The organism is Tropicimonas aquimaris (genome assembly GCF_042676185.1).
Taxonomy (GTDB): Bacteria; Pseudomonadota; Alphaproteobacteria; order Rhodobacterales; family Rhodobacteraceae; genus Tropicimonas; species Tropicimonas aquimaris.
On record NZ_JBHTJT010000051.1, the window covers coordinates 202,615 to 223,274 of the forward strand.

Sequence of the window (20,660 nt, forward strand, 5' to 3'; positions counted from 1 at the left end):
GTGCACCGATTCCCGGTGTGGGATGTTCCAGGCCATAACGAGCAGTTGAACACAATCCGCAGGATCGGCCATGGCCGCGCCCTCCCCATCTGACCTCCTGTCGTCGGTCTTCGGATTCGGCGCGTTCCGCCCGGGACAGGCGGAGATCGTCGAGGCCGTGACATCGGGCGAGAACACGCTCGCGATCATGCCCACGGGCGGCGGCAAGTCGCTCTGCTTCCAACTCCCTGCGCTCTGCCGCGAGGGCGTGACCGTCGTCATTTCGCCGCTGATCGCCCTGATGCGCGACCAGGTTCGGGGGCTGCGGGAGGCCGGCGTCGCCGCCGGTGCGCTCACCTCGGGCAACACGCCGGAAGAGACGGACGCGGTTTTCGAGGCGCTCGACCGTGGCGAGCTGAAGCTGCTCTACATGGCGCCCGAGCGGCTGGCCTCTGGGGCGGCGGCGAACATGCTGCGGCGGGCCGGCGTTTCGATGATCGCGGTGGACGAGGCGCATTGCGTCAGCCAGTGGGGCCACGATTTCCGGCCCGACTACCTGCGGATCGGGGAGTTGCGGCGGGCGCTCGACGTGCCGCTGGCCGCCTTCACCGCCACCGCCGACGAGGAGACGCGGGGCGAGATCGTCACCCGGCTGTTCGACGGCCAGACGCCGCGGGTGTTCCTGCACGGCTTCGACCGTCCCAACATCCACCTCGCCTTCGAGGCCAAGAACTCGCCGCGCACCCAGATCCTGAATTTCGCGGCCGCCCGCAAGGGACGCTCCGGGATCGTCTACTGCGGCACCCGCGCCAAGACCGAAAGCCTGTCGAAAGCGCTGAGCGATGCCGGGCACCTGGCTTGCCACTACCACGGCGGTATGGAGCCGGACGCGCGGCGCGCAGTGGAGCACCGTTTCCAGACCGAGGACGGGCTGATCGTGGTGGCGACTGTCGCCTTCGGCATGGGGGTCGACAAGCCCGATATCCGCTGGGTCGCCCATGCGGACCTGCCCAAGAGCATCGAGGCCTATTACCAGGAGATCGGCCGCGCCGGCCGCGACGGTGCGCCCGCAGAGACGCTGACACTCTTCGGCCCGGACGACATCCGCCTGCGCCGCGCCCAGATCGACGAGGGGCTGGCGCCACAGGAGCGCAAGGCGGCCGATCACGGGCGGCTCAACGCGCTGCTGGGGCTTGCCGAGGCGCTTGGTTGCCGGCGTCAGGCGCTGCTGGCCTATTTCGGGGAGGAGCGCGCGGACCCCTGCGGGCATTGCGACCTTTGCGACCGGCCGCCGGAGCTGTTCGACGGCACGACCGCGGTGCGCAAGGCGCTCTCGGCCATCCTGCGGACCGGCGAATACTTCGGCAGCGGTCATCTGATCGACATTCTGCTAGGCAACGCGACCGAGAAGGTGCGGGAGCGCGGCCACGACGGCCTGCCGACCTTCGGGGTCGGCACGGAATACGACAAGCGCCAGTGGCAGGCGGTGTTCCGGCAGATGATGGGCCATGATCTGGTGCGCCCCGATCCCGAGCGGCATGGCGCTCTGCGGATGACAGATCCGGCCCGCCCGATCCTGCGCGGCGAGGCCTCGATCACCCTGCGCAAGGACAGCGTGCAGCGCGCCAAGGACCGGCCCGTGGTCAAGGCGTTGGTGCGCGAGGAGGATGCGCCGCTTCTCTCGGCGCTGAAGGCGAAGCGGCGGGCGCTGGCCGAGGCCGCGGGGGTGCCGGCCTATGTCGTTTTCAACGACCGGACGCTGATCGAGATGGCGGAGACCCGCCCCGGAACGCTCGACGAGATGGCGCGGATCGGCGGCGTAGGGGCGAGCAAGCTCGAACGATACGGCACCTTGTTCCTCGAGGTGATCACCGGTGCCGGCGAGGCGCCGATGCATCCCGCCCGGCGGCGGCTGGCCGGGCGCGCGGCCGGTGGCGTGTTCGACCGGCTCCAGGAGGTGCAGAGCGACCTGGCGCGCGGGCCCGACGGGGTCGACAAGTATCTCAGCTGCACCCAGTCCACGCTGCGCCAGATCGCCGAACGGCGCCCGGGGTCGCTCGACGACCTCGCCCGGATCCCGGGAATGGGCACGCAGAAGGTCGAGCGTTTCGGCCCGGCGTTCCTCGAAGTCTTGGCCGAGGCGTCCTGAAGCGCTGGAACCCGCCGTCACGGGCGCTATGATCCGCGCTGCTGCAAACCACAAGGGGATCCTCATGCTCGTCGTCATCTCGCCCGCCAAACGGCTCGACTGGTCCGAAACCGACGGCATCGACATGACCGAACCGGCGCTCCGCGACGATGCGAACGCCCTTGCCGCCGTGGCGCGCAGGCTGTCCGCGCCGAAGTTGCAGGCGCTGATGGGGATCAGCGCGGACCTCGCCAAGCTGAACCGGGAGCGGTTCGCGGCCTTTTCCGACGCGCCCGGGAAGGAGGATCTGCGCCCCGTCGTTCGCGCCTTTGCCGGCGACACCTATGCCGGGCTGGAAGCGAAGTCGCTCGACGCGGAGGAGCTGGCCTGGGCGCAGGATCACTTGCGGATCCTCTCGGGGCTCTACGGTGTGCTGCGCCCGCTGGACGGGATCCAGCCCTACCGGCTCGAGATGGGCAGCCGTCTCAAGACCCGCCGGGGCGCCAGCCTCTACGACTACTGGGGGGATACGCTGTCCCATGCCCTGCGCGAGGCCGCCGAGGCAGCCGGGACCGGCGTGCTGGTGAACTGCGCGAGCCAGGAATATTTCGGCGCGGTGAAGCCGGAGGTCCTCGGGCTGCGGGTAGTGACGCCGGTGTTTCTCGAGGACAAGCCGGGCGGGCCGAAGATCGTGAGCTTCTTTGCCAAGAAGGCGCGGGGCGCGATGGCCCGCTTCATCGTGCAGCGCCGGCTGACCGACCCCGAGGGCCTGGCCGGGTTCGACCTTGGCGGCTATGCCTACCGGCCCGAACTTTCGGATCCGGACCGGCCGGTGTTCCTCCGGGCCGAGGCGAAGCAGAGCGCCGCCTGACGTCGGGTCGCGGGCGCGGACGGGGAAAGGCTCCCGCCCACCAGAACCCCGCCAGAGGCGGGGCCCCGGCGGTTGGGCGTGGCACCTTCGGTGCAGGCTATTCTACTCGACCGCGGCGGGAAGGGCCTCCAGCGGGGGGCGGCAGCTCTCCGGGCAGCCGGCGAGGATCGCCTCGACGATCTCGGACTTCCTCAGGGGTTTGGTGAGGTAGGAATCCAGCCCGGCGGCGAGGATTTCCTCCCGATCCCCGGCGAGCGCGTGGGCGGTGAGCGCGATGATCGGGATACGCGTGCCGGCCGCCTCCTGCGCCCGGATGCGCCGCGTGGCCTCCTTGCCGTCCATCTCCGGCATAGAGATGTCCATGAACACGAGATCCGGTGCGAAGGACCGGAACAGGTCCACCGCTTCGCGCCCGGTGCCGGCAAAGGCGAGGTCGATGTCGAGTTCCTTGACGATCTTGCGGAAGACGAACTGGTTTGTGCGGTTGTCCTCGGCAGCGAGCACCCGCATCCGGGGCGGCTGGACCGGGTGGAGGGGCGTCGCCCCCGGGTCAGCTTGCGTCTTGCCTGGAGTGTTCGACCCGGCGGCGGGCAAGCCGGACGGCGGGACATGCGTTATCGGGCTCGGCTCCTGCCGCGCGGCCAGCCTCGTAAGGGTGTCGAAGAGCGCACTTCTCAGGATGGGACGGACCAGCGTGGCGTCGACGCTCTCCTGCCCGGCGGTGGCTGCGGCGTGATGCGGATCGGCGCAGAGCAGCACGGTCGCGGAATGCAGGCCGGCCTCGCGCATCGCGGCGGCGAGGTCCAACCCAAGCAGGTCCGGCAGGCGCTCGTCGATCAGGACGATCTGCGGGAGCGCCTCGGTCCGGAGCGCTTGCATTGCCTTGGCGCCGGTGTCCACCTGTCGCACCTCCAGCCCGAGCTGCCGCAACTGCCGGGACAGGATCACCTGGTCGAGATCTTCGCCGCTGCCCACCATCATGGCGCGAACCTCCCCGGGGTTCAGGCCCCGCGGCGCGGGGTGGCGCTGCTCGGCCCCGGGCAGGGTGACGCGGAACCCGAAACACGCGCCCTTGCCCTTCTCCGACTCGACCCAGATCTGCCCGCCCATGCGCGCGACGATTTCCCGGCTGATCGCCAGCCCGAGCCCGGTGCCTTCGAAGCTGCGGTTCCTGTCCTGTTCGACCTGGGCGAAGGAGGCGAAGATATGCTCCTGCATGTCGGGATCGATGCCGATCCCGGTGTCCTCGACCGTGAGATGGATCTGCCAGGTATTATCGGCGGCCTCCATGCCGACGACGCGGATCAGGACGTGCCCCTCGTCCGTGAACTTCACGGCGTTTCCGATCAGGTTGGTGAGCACCTGCCGGATACGCCCGGGGTCGCCAATCAGCCGCGTTGGCAGGAAGAGGTCGTAGTCCACGTGCAGATCCAGACCCTTTTCCCGCGCGAGAGGGGCCACGAGGGTCAGGACCTCGTGCAGCATCCGCTCCATGTCGAAAGATTCAGGGCGGAACGCCATCTGGTCGGCCTCGATACGGGAGAAATCCAGCACGTCGTTGATGATCGCGAGCAGCGCGTCGCCGGAGCTGCGGATGGTGCGGAGGTAGAGCCGCTGTTCCTCGTCCATGTCGCCCTCCAGCAGGAGATCCGTCATCGCCACCACGCCGTTCATCGGCGTGCGAAGCTCGTGGCTCATGTTGGCCAGAAAGGCGGACTTGGCCCGGCTGGCCGCCTCGGCGCGCGCCCGGGCCTCACGCAGCTCCGCCTCCCGGGCGATGGTCGCGGTGACATCGAGGGCAAGGCAGACCATGTCGCCATCGCGCGAGCGGCGGTCGAGCATCCGGTAGTGCCGACCGTTCCACAGCTTGACCGTGACTTCCGAAACCGGGACGGCGTCCCAGCGATCCAGCATGGCGCCGATCCATTCGCTGGGCGCGGCATCGCCGATGTCGACGATCCCCTGTTCGGTGGCGAAGCGCAGGAGCTCGAGGTAGGAGAGTCCCGGCTGGATCAGGTCCGCATGGTCGAAGAGCGAGAGCCAGGCGCGGTTGGCGGCGATCAGCCGGTCCTGCGCGTCGAAAACAGCGAAGCCGTCGGCGATGGTCTCGACCGAGTCCCACAGCCGCCGCTCCACGATACCCACCTGCGCCTCGGCGCGCCTGAGGTCGGCCTCGGCGCGCACGTTCCTGTCCTTCAGCTCTGCTGCCTCTTCGCGCTGCTCCACAATCTGCCCGGACAGTTCGAGCGCGTGTTGCGAGAGCTTGCGGTTGGCCTCGAACAGCTCCCGGCTCTTGAGCTCGAGGAGACGTTCCGCGGCAAGGCGTCCGCGGCGTTCTGCGGCCAGTCGCTCGGTGATGTTCATCGGTGCACTCTCCCTGGAAATGAGCCGACGGGATCTGGCGAGCATCCTGCCGACTGATGGTGAAGGGAGCTTTAACCGCAGCCCGGCACAGGCGTTGACGATGCGGTGGGGGAATCGTTGCCAACCGAAAGCACGCTGTGTCACGCTCGGGGTGCCCGATCATTCACGGAGCCGCGTCCCGATGCGACAGCTTGTTCTGCTTTTCCTCGCTCTCGTTCTGCTTATCGAACGTCCCGGCCCGGCGCTGGCGCAGCCCGTGTCCGATCCGGTGCCCGCGCGCCGCGTGATCGTCGAGCGCGACATGGATTACTACGGCGCGGACCTGCGGGCGCTGTTCGACACCAGCTACGAGGCCTGCCGCACCGCCTGTCTGACGGATGCCGAATGCGGGGCATTTACCTTCAACGCGCGCTCAGGGAGCTGCTTTCCCAAGCGGGGCATGACCCGGCGGGAGCCGTATCAGGGGGCGATGTCCGCGGTGGTGCTGGAAACGCCGCCGGCGATGCTGGAGGCCGCGCGGCAGCGGGCGGCGGAGCTCGATTTCCTGCGGCCCGAGGACCTCGACGCTGGACTTCGGGAGGCGGAGGCGTTGCCGCGCCGCCATCTGGCCGGGGGTGTCGGCCTGGACGAGATCGAGGCCGCCATTCGCGGCGCGGGCTCTGCCGCCGAGCGGATGCGCTGGATCGGTCTGGCGCTGGTCGTCACCGACAGCGCGGACCACTGGCGCGCCTACGCCAGCGAGGCTCTGGCCGCCGAGGGGAACTCCCGACAGGAGACCGAAACCTACCGGGCCCGCGCCCTGCCGGCTGCGGTGAACGCCTATCTCCGCTCCGCCACGCCAGCGGCGCAGGCCGAGTCGCTCATCACCCTGTCGGAGGCGCTGGAGGCAGCCCGGCGCGGGGGCGACATGCTGCCCGCCCTGCGGCTGGCCGAGCGGCTTGCGCCCGGCCCGCGCGTGGCCGGGGCGCTCGATGCCGCCATCGGGAAATACGGATTCCGCATCGTCGATCACCAGGTCAACAGCGACCTTGCCGTACCGAACCTCTGCGTGACCTTCAGCGAGCCGCTGGCGAAGGGCGTCGAGTTCGAGCCCTATGTGCAGCTTCCGGCGGTCAGCCTTGCGGTGGAGCCCGGCGACCGGCAACTCTGCATCGAGGGCGTGGAGCATGGCGCACGCTACCGCGTGACCTTCCGGGCCGGCCTGCCGGCGGCGTCCGGCGAGGGGCTGATCCGCGACATGCCGCTTGACATCTACGTACGCGACCGTGCGCCGTCGGTCCGCTTTCCCGGCCGCGCCTTCGTACTGCCCCGCACCGGGGACGCCGCCCTTCCGATCGTGACCGTGAACCTTCCCGAGGTGGAGTTGGCCCTGCGGCGGGTGAGCGACCGCAACATCCTCCAGATGATACAGGAGAACATGTTCGGCCAGCCGGTCTCCGAATGGGAGGACCGCCGGCTCGGCGGCACGCTGGCGGAAGAGGTCTGGAGCGGCACGGGCGAGGTCGTCTCGGAGTTGAACCGCGATGTCACGACCCTCCTTCCGATGGGCGAGGCCATCGCGGGGCTGGCGCCGGGGCTCTATGCGCTCAAGGCCGCCATTCCGGGCGCAGACCCCTACGACGCGCCGCCCGCGACCCAGTGGTTCGTGATCTCCGACATCGGGCTGGCCAGCATGAGCGGCGCCGACGGTCTGCACGTGTTCGCGCGGAGCCTCGCCAGCGCCGAGCCGCTGGACGGCGTCGAGCTCTCTTTGCTGTCCCGTTCCAACCGGGTGCTCGCGACCGTCGAGGCCGATGCCGAGGGCTACGCCCGGTTCGCGCCCGGCCTGACGCTGGGACGCGGCGGGGCCGCACCGGCTCTGGTGCTGGCGAAGCTGGGGGAGGAGGATCTCGGCTTCCTGCCGCTGACCGATCCGGAGTTCGACCTGTCGGACCGCGGCGTCGAGGGCCGGCCGGCCGCCGGGCCGATCGACGTGTTCCTCGCCACGGACCGCGGCGCATACCGGGCGGGAGAGACGATCCACGTCACCGCGCTCGCCCGCGATGGCGAGGCGAAGGCCATTGACGGGCTGCCGCTGACCGCGATCCTGACCCGGCCCGATGGCGTCGAGTACAGCCGCCTCGTCAGCGATGGCGGCGTCGCGGGTGGCCATGTCTTTGCCCTGCCAGTGGGTGGGACGGCACCGCGCGGCACCTGGACGCTCGCGCTCCATGCCGACCCGGAGGCGCCGGCGCTGGCCAGCCAGACGGTGCTGGTCGAGGATTTCCTGCCCGAGCGGATCGACGTGGAGATGCGCCTGCCCGAGGGCGAGATCCGGCTGGAGGACACGCCGCCGCTTCGGGTGGAGGCGCGCTATCTTTTCGGTGCGCCGGGGGCCGAGCTGCCTGTCGAGGGCGAGGTGCACCTGCGCGCGGCCGAGGGGCTTGCGGGGCTGCCCGGCTACCGCTTCGGCCTCCACGATGCCCCGTTCGAACCGCGGATGGAGGTGCTGGAGAACGCCCGGACGGATGCGGCCGGTATCGCTGTACTTCCGCTCGCCTTCCCCGAGATCGCCGACCCGGCGCGGCCGTTGGAAGCCCGGCTCACCTTGCGCGTCTCCGAAGGCTCCGGTCGCCCGGTGGAGCGCCGCCTGACCCGCGCGCTCACCCCGTCTCTGCCGATGATCGGCATCCGCCCGGCCTTTGACGGCGTTGTCGCAGAAGGCACCGAGGCGGCATTTGACCTGTTGGGGGTCGGTCCGGATGGCGCGGCCATGCCGATGCGGGTGAAATGGGTGCTCAACCGGATCGAGACCCGGTACCAGTGGTATTCCCAGTACGGCAGCTGGGACTGGGAGCCGATCACCCGCCGCAGCCGCGTCGCTTCGGGCGACGTGGCCCTGGGCGCAGAGCCGGCCCGCGTCGCCGCACCGGTCGACTGGGGCCAGTACGAGTTGGTGGTGGAGCGGATCGACGGGCCCTACGCGGCCAGTTCGATCGATTTCAAAGCCGGCTGGTATGCGCCGGCCGATGCCAGCGTGACGCCGGACGTTCTGGAGGTTTCGCTCGACAAGTCCGCTTACCTTCCGGGCGAAACCGCCCGCTTGCGAGTGGTGCCGCGCGAGGCCGGCAAGGCGTTGGTCACGGTCGTCTCCAACCGGCTGATCGCCATGAAGACGCTGGACCTGCCCGAGGGCGAGAGCACCGTGGAGCTGCCGGTGACCGATGACTGGGGCGCTGGCGCCTATGTCACCGCCACCCTGATCCGGCCGATGGAGGGCGCCGAGGGGCGCGGGCCGACCCGGGCCCTCGGGCTGGCCCATGCCGCGGTGGACCCGGGTGATGCCCGGCTCGCAGCCGCTTTCGACGTGCCGGAGACCGCACGACCGCGCGCGCCATTGGACGTTGCGCTCAAGGTCGACGGGCTGGTGGTGGGCCAGCGCGCCTATGCCACCATCGCGGCGGTGGATCAGGGTATCCTGAACCTCACCGGCCACCAGCCGCCCGACGCACCGGGCTATTACTTTGGTCAGCGCAAGCTCGGCATGGGGCTGCGAGACATCTATGGCAGGCTGATCGATGGCCAGACCGGCGCCCGCGGGCTGATCCGCTCTGGCGGTGACGCGCTGGCCGAGATGCGCATGGAAAGCCCGCCGCCGACCGAGGAGCTGGTCGCCTATTTCTTCGGCCCTGTGGAGGTCGGGGAGGACGGCTACGCCCGCGCGCGTTTCGACCTGCCCGCCTTCAACGGGCAGGTGAAGCTGATGGCGGTGGTCTGGTCCGACAGCGGGGTCGGCAAGGCCGCTTCCGACATTTTGGTGCGCGACCCGGTGGTGCTCACCGCGTCGCTGCCGCGGTTCCTCGCGCCGGGCGACGAGAGCCGGTTGCTGCTGGAACTGGTTCACGCCGAGGGACCCATTGGTCAGGCCGGCCTCGCGATCACGGCCGAAGGGCTGACACTGGACGGCGCGGCCGTACCCGCCGAGATCGAGCTTTCCGAACAGGGGCGGCGGAGTTTCGAGGTGCCGATCCGGGCGGGTGCGCCGGGCCTTGCCACTGTCGAGATCGCCCTGACCACGCCGGGCGGCGAGGTGCTCGACAAGACGCTCGCGCTTCCGGTGCAGGTCAACGATCCAGAGGTCGCCACGACCCATCGCTTCCCGCTCGCCGCGGGCGACAGCTTCATGCTCTCGCGCGATGTCTTCGCGGGACTTCGGCCCGGCACCGGCTCCGCCACGCTGGCGCTCGGCCCGGTGGCGCGGTTCGACGCGCCCGGGTTGCTCAAAGCGCTCGACCGCTATCCCTATGGCTGCACCGAACAGGTCACCAGCCAGGCGCTGCCGCTGCTTTACTTCGACGAGATGGCGCAGGCGCTCGGCCTCGGCGACCGCGAGGCGGTCGACGCCCGGATCGGGGAGGCGGTCGACTGGGTTCTGTCGCGGCAGTCCGGCACCGGCGGTTTCGGCCTCTGGCGGCCGGGGGACGACGATTTCTGGCTCGACGCCTATGTCTCCGACTTCCTCAGCCGGGCGCGGGCGCAGGGGCACGAGGTGCCGGAGCGCGCCTTCACCCAGGCGCTGGACAACCTGCGCAACAAGCTCAACTACGCGCCCGATTTCGACGAGGGCGGCGAGGATCTGGCCTATGCGCTGCTAGTGCTCGCGCGCGAGGGCGCTGCCCCGATCGGCGACCTGCGCTACTATGCCGACGTCAAGGGCGCGGCCTTTGCCACGCCGCTCGCCACGGCGCAGATCGGCGCCGCGCTTGCGCTCTACGGCGATCAGAAGCGGGCCGACGCAATGTTCGCCCGCGCTGCGGCGCAACTGCTGCCGCGTCTGCAGGACGAGTCGGAGCAGCTCTGGCGCGCCGATTACGGCACCAACCTGCGCGACAGCGCCGGCGTTCTGGCGCTTGCTGCAGAGGCCGGCAGCATGGCGGTGGACCGGGAGGCGCTCAGCCAGCGGGTTGCCTCCGCTTCGCGCGCCCGCTCGACCCAGGAATCCGCCTGGTCGCTGCTCGCCGCCCATGCGCTGGTGGTCAGCGCCGGCGAGGGCTTCATGATCGACGGCCAGCCGGCCACGGGGCCGCTTGTCTGGGTTCTGCAGGATGACGCGAGGGCCGAGCCCGTCGTGGTCGCCAACACTTCCGGCCGCGACACGGAACTCACGTTGACCACCTTTGGCGTGCCCTCCGATCCCGCAACGCGCCGCAGCGACGGCTATGCGCTGACCCGGGAGTATTTCACCACCGAGGGCGCGCCGGCCGATCCCGCGCAGGTGACGCAGGGCACGCGACTGGTCGCGGTGCTGACGGTCACGCCCTTCGACCTGGTGGAGGCGCGGCTGATGGTCGACGACCCGCTGCCCGCCGGGTTCGAGATCGACAATCCGAGCCTCGTGCAGGGCGGCGACATCCGTGCGCTCCCCTGGCTGGAGACGGCCGAGACCCGCACCGCGGAGTTCCGGCAGGAGCGCTTCCTCGCCGCCGTCGATTGGCGCTCCGACGATCCGTTCCGCCTCGCCTATGTGGTGCGGGCGGTCTCGCCCGGCAGCTACCATCACCCGGCTGCGAGCGTTGAGGACATGTACCGGCCGCAGTTCCGCGCCAGCACCGAGGCCGGCCGGGTGACGGTGACGCCGTGAAGCGGCGTGGCCTGCTTCTGCTGGCGCTGCTGCTGTTTCTGGGTGCGGCGGCGCGCGATGGCTTCGACGCCTGGGTCGACGCCACCGACCTGCCGGTGCTGGTGAGCGAGACCTCGGTGGAGGTGCTCGACCGGGAGGGCCGGCTGCTCCGCGCCTTCACCGTCGGTGATGGCCGCTGGCGTCTGGCCAGTCGGCCGGGCGGCGTGGACCCGCTCTACCTGGAGATGCTGGTCGCGTTCGAGGACAAGCGTTTCTACCGGCACGGCGGGGTGGACTGGATCGCGATGATGCGTGCCGCCGGACAGGCGGTCCGGAACGGCGAGGTCGTCTCCGGCGGCTCGACCCTGACGATGCAGGTGGCGCGGCTGCTGGAAGACGGCACCACCGGCCAGATGAAGGGCAAGCTGCGGCAGATGCGGGTGGCGCTTGCGCTGGAACGGCGCCTTTCCAAGGAGCGGATCCTGGGGCTCTATCTCGACCGGGCACCCTTCGGCGGCAACCTCGAGGGCGTGCGCGCCGCGACGCTGGCCTACTTCGGCAAGGAGCCGCGGCGGCTCACCCCCGCAGAAGCGGCGCTGCTGGTGGCGATCCCCCAGGCGCCGGCGAGCCGCCGGCCGGACCGCGACACGGGCTCGGCGACGATCGCCCGCGACCGGGTTCTGTCGCGGATGGAAGGCGCCGGCGTGCTCGCGGCGGAGGCCGCGGCGGCGGCACGGACCACGCCGATTCCGGCGATCCGACGCAGCTTCCCGGCCTTCGCGCCGCATCTTGCCGAACGGCTGCGCGCAGACCAACCGCTTAGGGGAAGCCACGACACCACGCTCGACCGCGACCTGCAGGCGGCGCTGGAACGGCTGGCCGCCGAGACCGCCGGGACGGCCGGCGAGCAGCTTTCGGCGGCGATCCTCGTGGCGGATCATCGGAGTGGCGAGGTGCTGGCCAGTGTCGGATCGGCCGGCTACCTCGACGAGCGGCGCGGCGGCTGGCTCGACATGACCCGCGCCCTGCGTTCGCCCGGCTCGACCCTGAAACCGCTGATCTACGGGCTCGCCTTCGACCTCGGCCTCGCCCATCCGGAGACCTTGATCGAGGATCGCCCGACCGCGTTCGGCGGCTACGCTCCGGTGAACTTCGATGGCCTTTATCGCGGCACGATCCGGGTCCGGCAGGCGCTGGAGCTGTCGCTCAACATCCCGGCCGTGGCGCTGACCGAGGCCATCGGCCCGGCGCGGCTGATGGCGCGGCTACGGCGGGCTGGGGTGACGCCGGTGCTGCCGGAGGGCGCGCCGGGCCTCGCGGTCGCGCTCGGGGGCGTGGGCGTGACACTGGAGGATCTGGTGCGGCTCTACGGGGCGCTGGCCCGCGGCGGGGAGGCGATGGCGCTGCGCTATGCCTCGGACGTGCCGTCCGAACCCGTGAAGCAGGTGCTCTCCGAGGAAGCGGCCTGGGAGGTCGGCCATATCCTTGCTGGCATCGCCCCCCCGCCGCACGCCGCGCGGGTCAAACTCGCCTACAAGACGGGCACGAGCTACGGCCACCGGGACGCCTGGGCGATCGGGTTCGACGGGCGGCATGTCGTCGGGGTCTGGCTGGGGCGGCCGGACGGCACCTCCGTTCCCGGCGCGTTCGGCGGCGGGCTGGCCGCGCCGCTGCTCTTCCGGGTCTTCGACACCATCGCGCCGCGCGCCGAGCCCCTGCCGCCGCCACCGGACGGGGTCCTGCTGCTGCCGACGGCCAGCTTGCCGCAGCCGCTGCAGCGCTTCCGCTCTCGTTCCGCTGCCTTCCAGCCGCCGCCAGAAGCACCCAAGCTCGCCTTTCCGCCCGATGGCGCCGAGATCGAGGCGCCGGACGGTCTGGTGCTCAAGGTGCGGGACGGCACGCCGCCGTTCACATGGCTGGTCAACGGCGCGCCGCTGGTGCTGCAGGCGCGCAGTCGGGAGAGTTTCGTCGAGAGCCCCGGCAAGGGCTTCGTCACCCTCTCGGTGATCGACGCGCGAGGCATGGCCGCGCGCGCCTCCGTTTTGCTGCGGTGAGCCTCAGATCCGTTCGAGCGCCAGCGCGATCCCCTGGCCGCCGCCGATGCACATGGTGACGAGCGCCTTTCTGCCGCCGATCCGCTCAAGCTCGTAGAGCGCCTTGACGGTGATGATCGCGCCGGTGGCGCCCACCGGATGGCCGAGCGCGATGGCGCCTCCGTTGGGGTTCACCTTGGCCGGATCCAGCCCGAGCCCCGCGTTCACCGCCAGCGCCTGCGCCGCGAAGGCCTCGTTCGACTCGATCACGTCGAAATCGGCGATCGAGAGTCCGGTCTTCTCGAGCAGCTTCTGAACTGCCGGAACCGGCCCGATCCCCATCACCTCCGGCCGCACACCTGCATGGGCATAGCCCAGAAGCCGCGCTCTGGGCGTCAGCCCTGCCGCCTCCGCTGCCGATGCGCGGGCCAGCACCAGCGCCGCCGCGCCATCGTTCAGCCCGCTGGCGTTGCCGGCGGTGACGGAGCCCTCCTTGCGGAAGGCCGGGCGCAGGGCGGCGAGCTTGTCCAGCGTGGTCGCCTTGGGGTGTTCGTCGGTGTCGAAGGCCACCGTGTCGCGCTTCACCCGCACCTCCACCGGCACGATCTGGCTCGCGAAGCGGCCCTCGGCGATGGCCCGCGCGGCGCGGCTCTGGCTTTCGAGCGCAAAGGCATCCTGCGCCGCGCGGTCGATCCCGTTCTCGTCGGCCACGTTCTCCGCCGTCACGCCCATGTGCCCGGTGCCGAACGGGCAGGTCAGCGCGCCCAGCATCATGTCGACGCCGCCGGCATCGCCCATCTTCGCGCCCCAGCGGGCGGCGGGCACGACATAGGGCGAGCGGCTCATGTTCTCGGCGCCGCCGGCCAGCGCGAAATCCGCGTCTCCCAGCATCAGCGACTGCGCCGCCGAGACGATGGCCTGCGCGCCCGAGCCGCAGAGCCGGTTGACGTTCATCGCGGGCGCGGTGTCGGGGATGCCCGCTTCGATGGCGGCGGCGCGGCTCAGGTACATGTCGCGCGGCTCGGTATTGATGACGTGGCCGAAGACCACCGCGCCGATCTGCCCGGGCTCCACCCCGGCCCGCTCCAACGCCGCCCCGGCGACGACCTTGCCGAGCGTGATCGGCGGCGTGCCGGCGAGCGATCCGCCAAAGGTCCCGATGGCGGTGCGCGCACCGCCCAGTATCACGATATCTTCCATAGAATCCTCCCTCATTCAGCCGCCAGCATAGCCCGCGCGCGCCGATGGTGGGAGGGCTCTCGCCGCCCCTCAGTCCTCGCTGACGTAAAGTTTCTGCATCGCGAGGTCGAGATGTTCGGCCTGCGGACCGAGGCGTTCGGCCAGTTCGGCCTGGTAGGCGCGGGCCATCTCGCTGAGCTCCTGCATCATCGCCCGCCCCGCCTGGGTCAGCCGAAGGGTCACCAGGCGGCCGTCGGTCGGGTGCGCGTCCTTGCGGATATAGCCCGCCTGCTCCAGCCGCGTCGCGGCGCGGGAGACGCGCGACTTGTCCATGTCGACGCGCTGGTGGATCTCGCCGACACTGGCCGGCCCCGACTGCGCCAGGTGCGCAACCACCCGCCATTCCGGGCGCGATATGCCGAAGCGCTCGTTGTAGCGGCGGGAGAACTCGCGGCTGATCTGTCCGGCAAGGACCGCCAGCCGGTAGGGCAGGAAGCTGTCGAGGTCGAAGTCGCTCATGCCGTGTGCCTTTCGTCTGTCGCGCCCTAGCTGCGACAAGCGGGCGAAATGGTCAAGCGGGCTCGCCTTCCGGTGCGAAACCGGACACGATGCGCCAGACTGCCGCCAACCCGCAGGAGGCCTCATGACGCCCGACTTCGCCAGCCATCTCGCACAGACGCTTCAGGAGATCGAGGCCCAGGGCCTTCTGAAGCGCGAGCGCCCTATCGACTCGCCGCAGGGTGGGCATATCGACGTCGCCGGGCGGGACATGCTGAACCTCTGCGCCAACAATTACCTCGGCCTCGCGGACGATCCGCGGCTCGTCGCCGCTGCCAAGGCGTCGCTGGACCGGGACGGTTTCGGCATGGCCTCGGTACGCTTCATCTGCGGCACCAAGCCGCTGCACCGGGAGCTCGAACAGGCGCTCGCGCGGTTCCTCGGCAAGGACGACGCGATCCTCTTCGCCGCCTGCTTCGACGCAAACGGCGGGCTGTTCGAGCCGCTTCTGGGCGAGGAGGACGCGATTGTCTCCGACGCGCTGAACCACGCCTCGATCATCGACGGCATCCGGCTCTGCAAGGCGCGCCGCTATCGCTACGCCAATTCCGACATGGACGAGCTGGAGGCGCAGCTCAGGGCGGCGCGTGACGGCGGCGCGCGGCACATCATGATCGCCACCGACGGCGTGTTCTCGATGGACGGCTACCTTGCGAAGCTGCCCGAGATCACCGCGCTCGCCGAACGCTACGAGGCGCTGGTGATGGTGGACGATTGCCATGCCACCGGGTTCATGGGGCCGCAGGGCCGGGGCACGCCGCATCACCACGGGGTCGCCGACAAGGTCGACATCCTGACCGGCACGCTCGGCAAGGCGCTTGGCGGGGCGATCGGCGGATATATCGCGGGGCCGCAAGCGGTGGTGGACCTTCTCCGCCAGCGCGCGCGCCCCTATCTCTTCTCCAATTCGCTGCCGCCGTCCGTGGTGGCGGCCGGGCTGGAGGTTCTGAGGATCGTGGAGGAAGGAGACGCCCTGCGGGCGCAACTGTTCGACAATGCCGCCTACTGGCGGGCGGGGCTCGAGTCCCTCGGCTTCGAGCTGTTGCCCGGCGAGCACCCGATCGTGCCGGTGATGCTGGGCGATGCGAAGCTCAGCCAGGACATGGCGGCGCGGCTCTACGAGCACGGCGTCTACGTGGCCGGCTTCTTCTTCCCGGTCGTGCCGCGCGGCACGGCGCGGATCCGGACGCAGATGAACGCCGCACTGACCCGCGCGGACCTCGACCGGGCACTCGACGCCTTCGGCAGGGCCGGGCGGGAAACGGGCGTGCTCCAGTGAGCGATCACGCGGCCATCGGGATCTACGAAGCCCATTCGGAGGCGTTGCGCCATCGATACGACGCCGTCTCGGCGGAGGACCTCTTTGCGCCCGTGGCCGACCTTCTGCCGCCGCCCCCGGCGACAGTTCTCGATATCGGGGCAGGCAGTGGCCGTGACCTCGCCTGGTTCGCGGCGCGCGGCCACCCGGTGACGGCGGCGGAGCCGGTCTCGGCCTTCCGGGACGCCATCTCGGCGCGGATGCCGGAGGCGGTCTGCCTCGCCGCGCAACTGCCCGAGCTGGAGGGGGTCGCAGGGGCGTTCGACATCGTGCTTGCGGTCGCGGTCTGGCACCACCTGCCGCCGGAGGCTCGCCGCGCCGCCTATGGGCGCGTCGCCGCGCTGTTGGAACCGAACGGGGTTCTGGTCCTGTCGCTTCGGCACGGGGCCATCCATGGCGGCCAGCCGGTCTACTCCCTCGATCTGGCCGAGGAGATCGAAATGGCGGAGGCCGCGGGTCTGTCGCTCGCTCGGGAGGCGACCGCGCCCTCGCTCCAGCCGGAAAACATTGCCGCCGGGATCACCTGGACCTGGCTTGCATTGCAGAAGAAGGGCCCAGGGTCATGAGCAAACAGATGAAGGCGCTGGTCAAGGCGAAGCCCGAGGTCGGGTTGTGGATGGAGCAGGTGCCGGTACCCGAGATCGGCCCGGACGACGTGCTGATCCGCATCCGCAAGACAGGGATCTGCGGCACCGACATCCATATCTGGAACTGGGACGAGTGGGCGCAGCGCACCGTGCCGGTGCCGATGGTGACCGGCCACGAATTCGCCGGCGAGATCGTCGAGATCGGCCGCGACGTGGAAGATCTTCGCATCGGTCAGCGCTGCTCTGGCGAGGGCCACCTGATCGGCCACCATTCGCGGCAGGTCCGCGCCGGCAAGTTCCACCTCGACCCGGAGACAAAGGGGGTCGGCGTCAACGTGCCGGGGGCCTTCGCCGAATACCTCTGCCTGCCGGCCTTCAACGTCGTGCCGCTGCCGGACGGGATCGACGACGAGATCGGGGCGATCCTCGATCCGCTCGGCAACGCCGTGCACACGGCGCTCTCCTTCGATCTGGTGGGCGAGGACGTGCTGATCACCGGCGCCGGCCCGATCGGCATCATGGCGGCGGCCGTCGCGCGCCACGTCGGCGCCCGCCACGTGGTCATCACCGACGTGAACTCCGACCGCCTCGCGCTAGCCGTGCAGGTGGCTGACGTGCGTCCGGTGAACGTGCTGGAGGAAGATCTGGCCGATGTGGTCCACGAACTCGGCATGAAGCAGGGTTTCGACGTCGGTCTGGAGATGTCCGGCAACCAGGCGGCGCTCGACCAGATGGTCGAATCCCTCACCATGGGCGGGCGGATCGCGCTGCTCGGCATCCCGCCGGGCAAGTCGCCGGTGGACTGGTCGCGGATCGTCTTCAAGGCGATCACCATCAAGGGCGTCTATGGCCGCGAGATCTTCGAGACGTGGTACAAGATGATCGCGATGCTGGAGAACGGGCTCGATGTGCGCAACGTTATCACCCACCGCTTCGGGGTGGACGACTTCCGCGAAGGATTCGAGACCATGCGTGGCGGCTCCTCCGGCAAGGTCGTGCTCGACTGGAGCTGATCCGTCGTGGCTTGGTGCCGCTGACGGTCGACACCGGAGAGACTCTGGGTGGCACCTTTGGGTGAGGACGAAAGGGAGGGCCTAGCGTTCGCCGTGGTGGCGCCGGGCGATGAGCGGTGTCGGGTCGAGACGGGTCGCCCGAAGCAGGTTCTTGAAGCGCCAGATCAGCGTCCATTCCAACTCGTCGAGCGTCTGGCTGTGCGCCTTGAGCAATCGCCGGCGATGCAGCAGCGCGCCGAGCCGAGTGCGTTTCCTGCCGGCTGCGAGCGGGAGGCCGAGAAGTTCGTCGGTCATGCGGGACTGGAGTTCCAGCGCGAGGTCGAACTTCCAATGCGCGCACTTCGCCTCGATCCAGCCAAGATCCAGGGCGGCCTCGTCGTCGGTTGACAGGTCGACAAGATCCAGCAGGTAGCGGAGACTGACCCGCCCCTTGGACAGCACCTCGTCGTGCAGCATCTCGTGGGCGATGTTCATCACGAAGAGCAGGCTCGCATCCGGAATCCGGATGCGGGCGTTGCCGAAGGGAACGTCGCGCGTGCGGGCTTCGAGGTCTTCCGGCGTGATCACCTCGGCAATGCGGTCCGCGAGGCAGAAATGAAGATCGACCGCCCCGACATCGCGGTTGCGGTAGTAACTGCCGGAGGAATGCTCGTCCTCGCTTTCCTCGAAGATCTTGTAGCCGATCCCACGCAGCGCCTCGTCGGAGGCCGTGACTTCCGAGGGTTCCACGAGAATATCGAGATCGACCAGCATACGGGTACAGTGCTCGGGGTGAGGCGCGTTCGCGAGGATCGCCGCGCCCTTTATGACAATCGGCGTGACGCCGACCTTGTTGAGGGCAAGGGCAAGTTCGGCGAGCTGGTTCGCCAGGCGACGGTTGCGCTCGCCGTTGAGGGTCCGCAGATCCTCCAGGTATTGCAGCGCCTCCGGATCGAGTTCCTCCGAAGCAAGTCTTCGCTCCAGCGACTTGCTCAGTGCCGGCGCGACGTAGTGCCGGTTGGCCGCCTCGAGGCAGGTGTGCCAGTCGGTTGTTGCGCTCACTTCGCCGCGCAGACAGGCGGCGAGCTGGCGCATAGGCGAAGGATCCGGCGGGAACCGGGGAAGGCGCAGGGGGCTCATTGCGCCGTTCCCAAGAGCCGCCATGCCTCCTCGACGAGCGAAAGCGCGGTCGGGAGGTCGGGATAGGTCGCCCGGAAGAACGCGATACCGTCGGCGCAGGCGGCGAGGCCGTCGAAATCATCAGACGTCAGTCGATGGTCGCCGGACCATCCGCCCCCGATCATCGCCGCAATGAAGTCCTTTGCATCCAGCGCCTCGAGTCCCGGCGGCGCGTCCGCGTCCCTGCGAAGCGAGAGCGCGCAGCGCGCCCGCAGAACCGGGGCTTTGGCCGCAGGCGGCAGGGGCAGGTACTTGACGGTCTTGTCGTCGGGCCGCACGAAAGCCTCGCCCCCCTTCAATTCTGGGTGCAGGTGCTCGAGCATGGGCCAGGCGCCATCCTTGAGCGTCGCCGGAAGGGCGAGCGGTTGAACCCGGCCATCTGGCCGCAGCTCCGCCAGATCGTCTCCCCACAACTCGAAATCATGGCGTCCGAGGGCGACCGACAGCGTGGACTTGCCGGCACCGGGTTCGCCGACGAGCAGCAACGCCTCGTTGTCCCTCTGAAGGGTGCCGAGATGGAGCGTCATGCCCCTGGCGGCGTCCAGGGCGAGTTCGGTGATCAGCAGCTTCAGCGCCGGTCCGGCTTCGCGCCAGGCTAGAACTTCCAGCTCGTCGCCCGAGAAAGCGATGCCCACTCCGTTTTCCCGCTCGACGATCACGACTTCTGCTTCGGGCAGGGAAGGGGCCTCGAGATGACGGAAAATGCACCGCAGCCTTGCGAGGCTCTCCGCTCCGGTGAAGCTGAGGCCGATCGCCGTGTGCCCCGCAGAGATAGTGACACGATCGTGGATGTCCAGGGGCTGGTCGCCGGCGGAGATGTAGTGAACCGCTCCGATCGCCACGAGCTGGTCGAGCAGCGCGAGCCCGTCCTCGCCCAACGCGGCGGCACGGGCGGCGAATTGCCCAGCCGCAATGCCCGATTGCAGCAAGGGCCAGAGCTGTTGCGTGGTCGAGCTGACCCCGAACAACTCCTGTCGGTCAGGCACAAAGAGCAAACGTGATCCCTTGACGTTCGAGATACGCACGCCCGCGCAAGCCACCGCCATGAGATCGGCGGTCCTGCTCCGGAGCGGTTGTTGCGCTGTGTGTATCACGAAGCCCTGCCTGAAATCGTTACCAACATGCTATTGGCGTGCTTCAAGACAATGAAGCCCTGAAGCACGCGAGTTAGAGCTGTCCAGGCATCGGACGGTGTCAGGACACCGGCGAAACGGAGTTATTGCCTGGCTGCTTTTCTAGCGGCCTTCTTTGCAGCCTTCTTGGCTGCCTTTCTGGCGGCCTTGTTAGCCTGCTTCTGCTGCAGCTTGCGCTCTTGCCAGCGCTGCTTCCAGGGCTGATCCCCGCCGCCGGACTTGGCGACGCTATCGCCAGCCAGCGCCGTCGACAGCATGAAGGACACCGCCGGCGGCGTCACCACCGCGTAGGTGCCGGCTTTGGCAAGAAGGCGCCGCCGGGCCGGCGAAACCAGAGCTTCGTTTTGTTTCATGTTGTGATCTTCCATAACTTCCCCCTACTCGTATTAAATCAATTGCGAATCACGTCCGCAGGTGGATTGGCGGAACTATGATTACCCATTCTGATTTTGGAAGACGTTTGGTCAAGTGGGATTGCAAGATTTTGGCGGCGCGAAGTCGTCGGGTTAAGAAATCGTTAATGGTATCAGTCAGATAAACAATAGTAGCAAGTTGTTACGGGCTGTGTCTGTTGTTCACGAACGGCGACAGTTCGAGACAAATTCTCGAATTGGTTCGAAGTCTGCCTTTTTTTTGCCAGGATTGCTGTCAGTTGCGCTGCCCGCGCGGTAAGGCCGCCGTTTCAGCGGGGCTCAGAAAAAGGCTCGCCGAGAGCAAAGCCGGGGCGGAGCGTCCGACAT

The 20,660-nt window shown here is 69.2% G+C and carries 13 protein-coding genes; 7 read left to right on the forward strand and 6 right to left on the reverse strand.

The features are described 5' to 3' along the window. The first annotated feature begins 70 nt into the window (after window positions 1-70). Window positions 71-2,128, forward strand: coding sequence for a DNA helicase RecQ (recQ, locus tag ACFQ2S_RS22090; RefSeq protein WP_386078120.1), 2,058 nt, complete (start codon window positions 71-73; stop codon window positions 2,126-2,128). 64 nt (window positions 2,129-2,192) lie between these two features. Further along, a complete protein-coding gene (yaaA, locus tag ACFQ2S_RS22095) occupies window positions 2,193-2,978 on the forward strand; it encodes a peroxide stress protein YaaA (RefSeq protein WP_386078122.1) in 786 nt (261 codons plus the stop codon). A 102-nt stretch (window positions 2,979-3,080) separates the two neighbouring features. Here the strand turns inward: yaaA and ACFQ2S_RS22100 are convergent, their stop codons facing one another. Beyond that, window positions 3,081-5,342: a response regulator gene (locus ACFQ2S_RS22100; RefSeq protein ID WP_386078124.1), complete on the reverse strand. Its 2,262-nt coding sequence runs from the start codon at window positions 5,340-5,342 to the stop codon at window positions 3,081-3,083. 181 nt (window positions 5,343-5,523) lie between these two features. Between ACFQ2S_RS22100 and ACFQ2S_RS22105 the strand changes: the two genes are divergently transcribed. Next, entirely contained in the window at window positions 5,524-10,962 is a 5,439-nt protein-coding gene (locus ACFQ2S_RS22105) for an alpha-2-macroglobulin family protein (RefSeq protein WP_386078127.1), read from the forward strand. Continuing rightward, window positions 10,959-12,995, forward strand: a complete 2,037-nt coding sequence (pbpC, locus tag ACFQ2S_RS22110) for a penicillin-binding protein 1C (RefSeq protein ID WP_386078130.1) — start codon at window positions 10,959-10,961, stop codon at window positions 12,993-12,995. Before ACFQ2S_RS22105 ends, pbpC begins: the two co-directional genes overlap by 4 nt. A gap of 3 nt (window positions 12,996-12,998) precedes the next feature. Here pbpC and ACFQ2S_RS22115 read toward each other — a convergent pair whose 3' ends face one another. Continuing rightward, window positions 12,999-14,174: an acetyl-CoA C-acyltransferase family protein gene (locus tag ACFQ2S_RS22115; protein WP_386078133.1), complete on the reverse strand. Its 1,176-nt coding sequence runs from the start codon at window positions 14,172-14,174 to the stop codon at window positions 12,999-13,001. Window positions 14,175-14,243: 69 nt separating this feature from the next. After that, window positions 14,244-14,672 (reverse strand): MarR family winged helix-turn-helix transcriptional regulator, encoded by a 429-nt coding sequence (locus tag ACFQ2S_RS22120; protein ID WP_386078135.1) that lies wholly within the window; start codon window positions 14,670-14,672, stop codon window positions 14,244-14,246. A gap of 124 nt (window positions 14,673-14,796) precedes the next feature. Here ACFQ2S_RS22120 and ACFQ2S_RS22125 point away from each other — a divergent pair, with 124 nt between their 5' ends. The 3 genes from ACFQ2S_RS22125 to tdh are packed head-to-tail and all read left to right on the forward strand — an operon-like array spanning window position 14,797 to window position 17,629. Continuing rightward, on the forward strand, window positions 14,797-15,990 hold the full coding sequence (locus ACFQ2S_RS22125) for a glycine C-acetyltransferase (protein ID WP_386078138.1): 1,194 nt from the start codon (window positions 14,797-14,799) through the stop codon (window positions 15,988-15,990). After that, complete coding sequence (locus ACFQ2S_RS22130) at window positions 15,987-16,595, forward strand: class I SAM-dependent methyltransferase (protein ID WP_386078141.1); 609 nt, start codon at window positions 15,987-15,989, stop codon at window positions 16,593-16,595. Before ACFQ2S_RS22125 ends, ACFQ2S_RS22130 begins: the two co-directional genes overlap by 4 nt. A gap of 8 nt (window positions 16,596-16,603) precedes the next feature. Next, window positions 16,604-17,629 (forward strand): L-threonine 3-dehydrogenase, encoded by a 1,026-nt coding sequence (gene tdh, locus ACFQ2S_RS22135; RefSeq protein ID WP_386078374.1) that lies wholly within the window; start codon window positions 16,604-16,606, stop codon window positions 17,627-17,629. 81 nt (window positions 17,630-17,710) lie between these two features. On the opposite strand, the gene ACFQ2S_RS22140 is transcribed toward tdh, so the two are convergent. From ACFQ2S_RS22140 to ACFQ2S_RS22150, 3 genes are all read right to left on the reverse strand, one after another. Continuing rightward, complete coding sequence (locus ACFQ2S_RS22140) at window positions 17,711-18,703, reverse strand: nucleotidyltransferase family protein (RefSeq protein WP_386078143.1); 993 nt, start codon at window positions 18,701-18,703, stop codon at window positions 17,711-17,713. A 41-nt stretch (window positions 18,704-18,744) separates the two neighbouring features. Then, window positions 18,745-19,833, reverse strand: a complete 1,089-nt coding sequence (locus ACFQ2S_RS22145; protein ID WP_386078146.1) for a hypothetical protein — start codon at window positions 19,831-19,833, stop codon at window positions 18,745-18,747. Between the two features lie 170 nt (window positions 19,834-20,003). Further along, window positions 20,004-20,288, reverse strand: a complete 285-nt coding sequence (locus tag ACFQ2S_RS22150; protein WP_386078149.1) for a hypothetical protein — start codon at window positions 20,286-20,288, stop codon at window positions 20,004-20,006. Window positions 20,289-20,660 lie beyond the last annotated feature (372 nt).

Excerpts from the sequence above, each read along its gene's own strand:
- recQ (WP_386078120.1), top strand. The coding sequence starts at position 71 with ATGGCCGCGCCCTCCCCATCTGACCTCCTGTCGTCGGTCTTCGGATTC.
- yaaA (WP_386078122.1), top strand. The coding sequence starts at position 2,193 with ATGCTCGTCGTCATCTCGCCCGCCAAACGGCTCGACTGGTCCGAAACC.
- ACFQ2S_RS22100 (WP_386078124.1), bottom strand. The coding sequence starts at position 5,342 with ATGAACATCACCGAGCGACTGGCCGCAGAACGCCGCGGACGCCTTGCC.
- ACFQ2S_RS22105 (WP_386078127.1), top strand. The coding sequence starts at position 5,524 with ATGCGACAGCTTGTTCTGCTTTTCCTCGCTCTCGTTCTGCTTATCGAA.
- ACFQ2S_RS22115 (WP_386078133.1), bottom strand. The coding sequence starts at position 14,174 with ATGGAAGATATCGTGATACTGGGCGGTGCGCGCACCGCCATCGGGACC.
- ACFQ2S_RS22120 (WP_386078135.1), bottom strand. The coding sequence starts at position 14,672 with ATGAGCGACTTCGACCTCGACAGCTTCCTGCCCTACCGGCTGGCGGTC.
- ACFQ2S_RS22125 (WP_386078138.1), top strand. The coding sequence starts at position 14,797 with ATGACGCCCGACTTCGCCAGCCATCTCGCACAGACGCTTCAGGAGATC.
- tdh (WP_386078374.1), top strand. The coding sequence starts at position 16,604 with ATGAAGGCGCTGGTCAAGGCGAAGCCCGAGGTCGGGTTGTGGATGGAG.
- ACFQ2S_RS22140 (WP_386078143.1), bottom strand. The coding sequence starts at position 18,703 with ATGCGCCAGCTCGCCGCCTGTCTGCGCGGCGAAGTGAGCGCAACAACC.
- ACFQ2S_RS22145 (WP_386078146.1), bottom strand. The coding sequence starts at position 19,833 with ATGGCGGTGGCTTGCGCGGGCGTGCGTATCTCGAACGTCAAGGGATCA.
- ACFQ2S_RS22150 (WP_386078149.1), bottom strand. The coding sequence starts at position 20,288 with ATGGAAGATCACAACATGAAACAAAACGAAGCTCTGGTTTCGCCGGCC.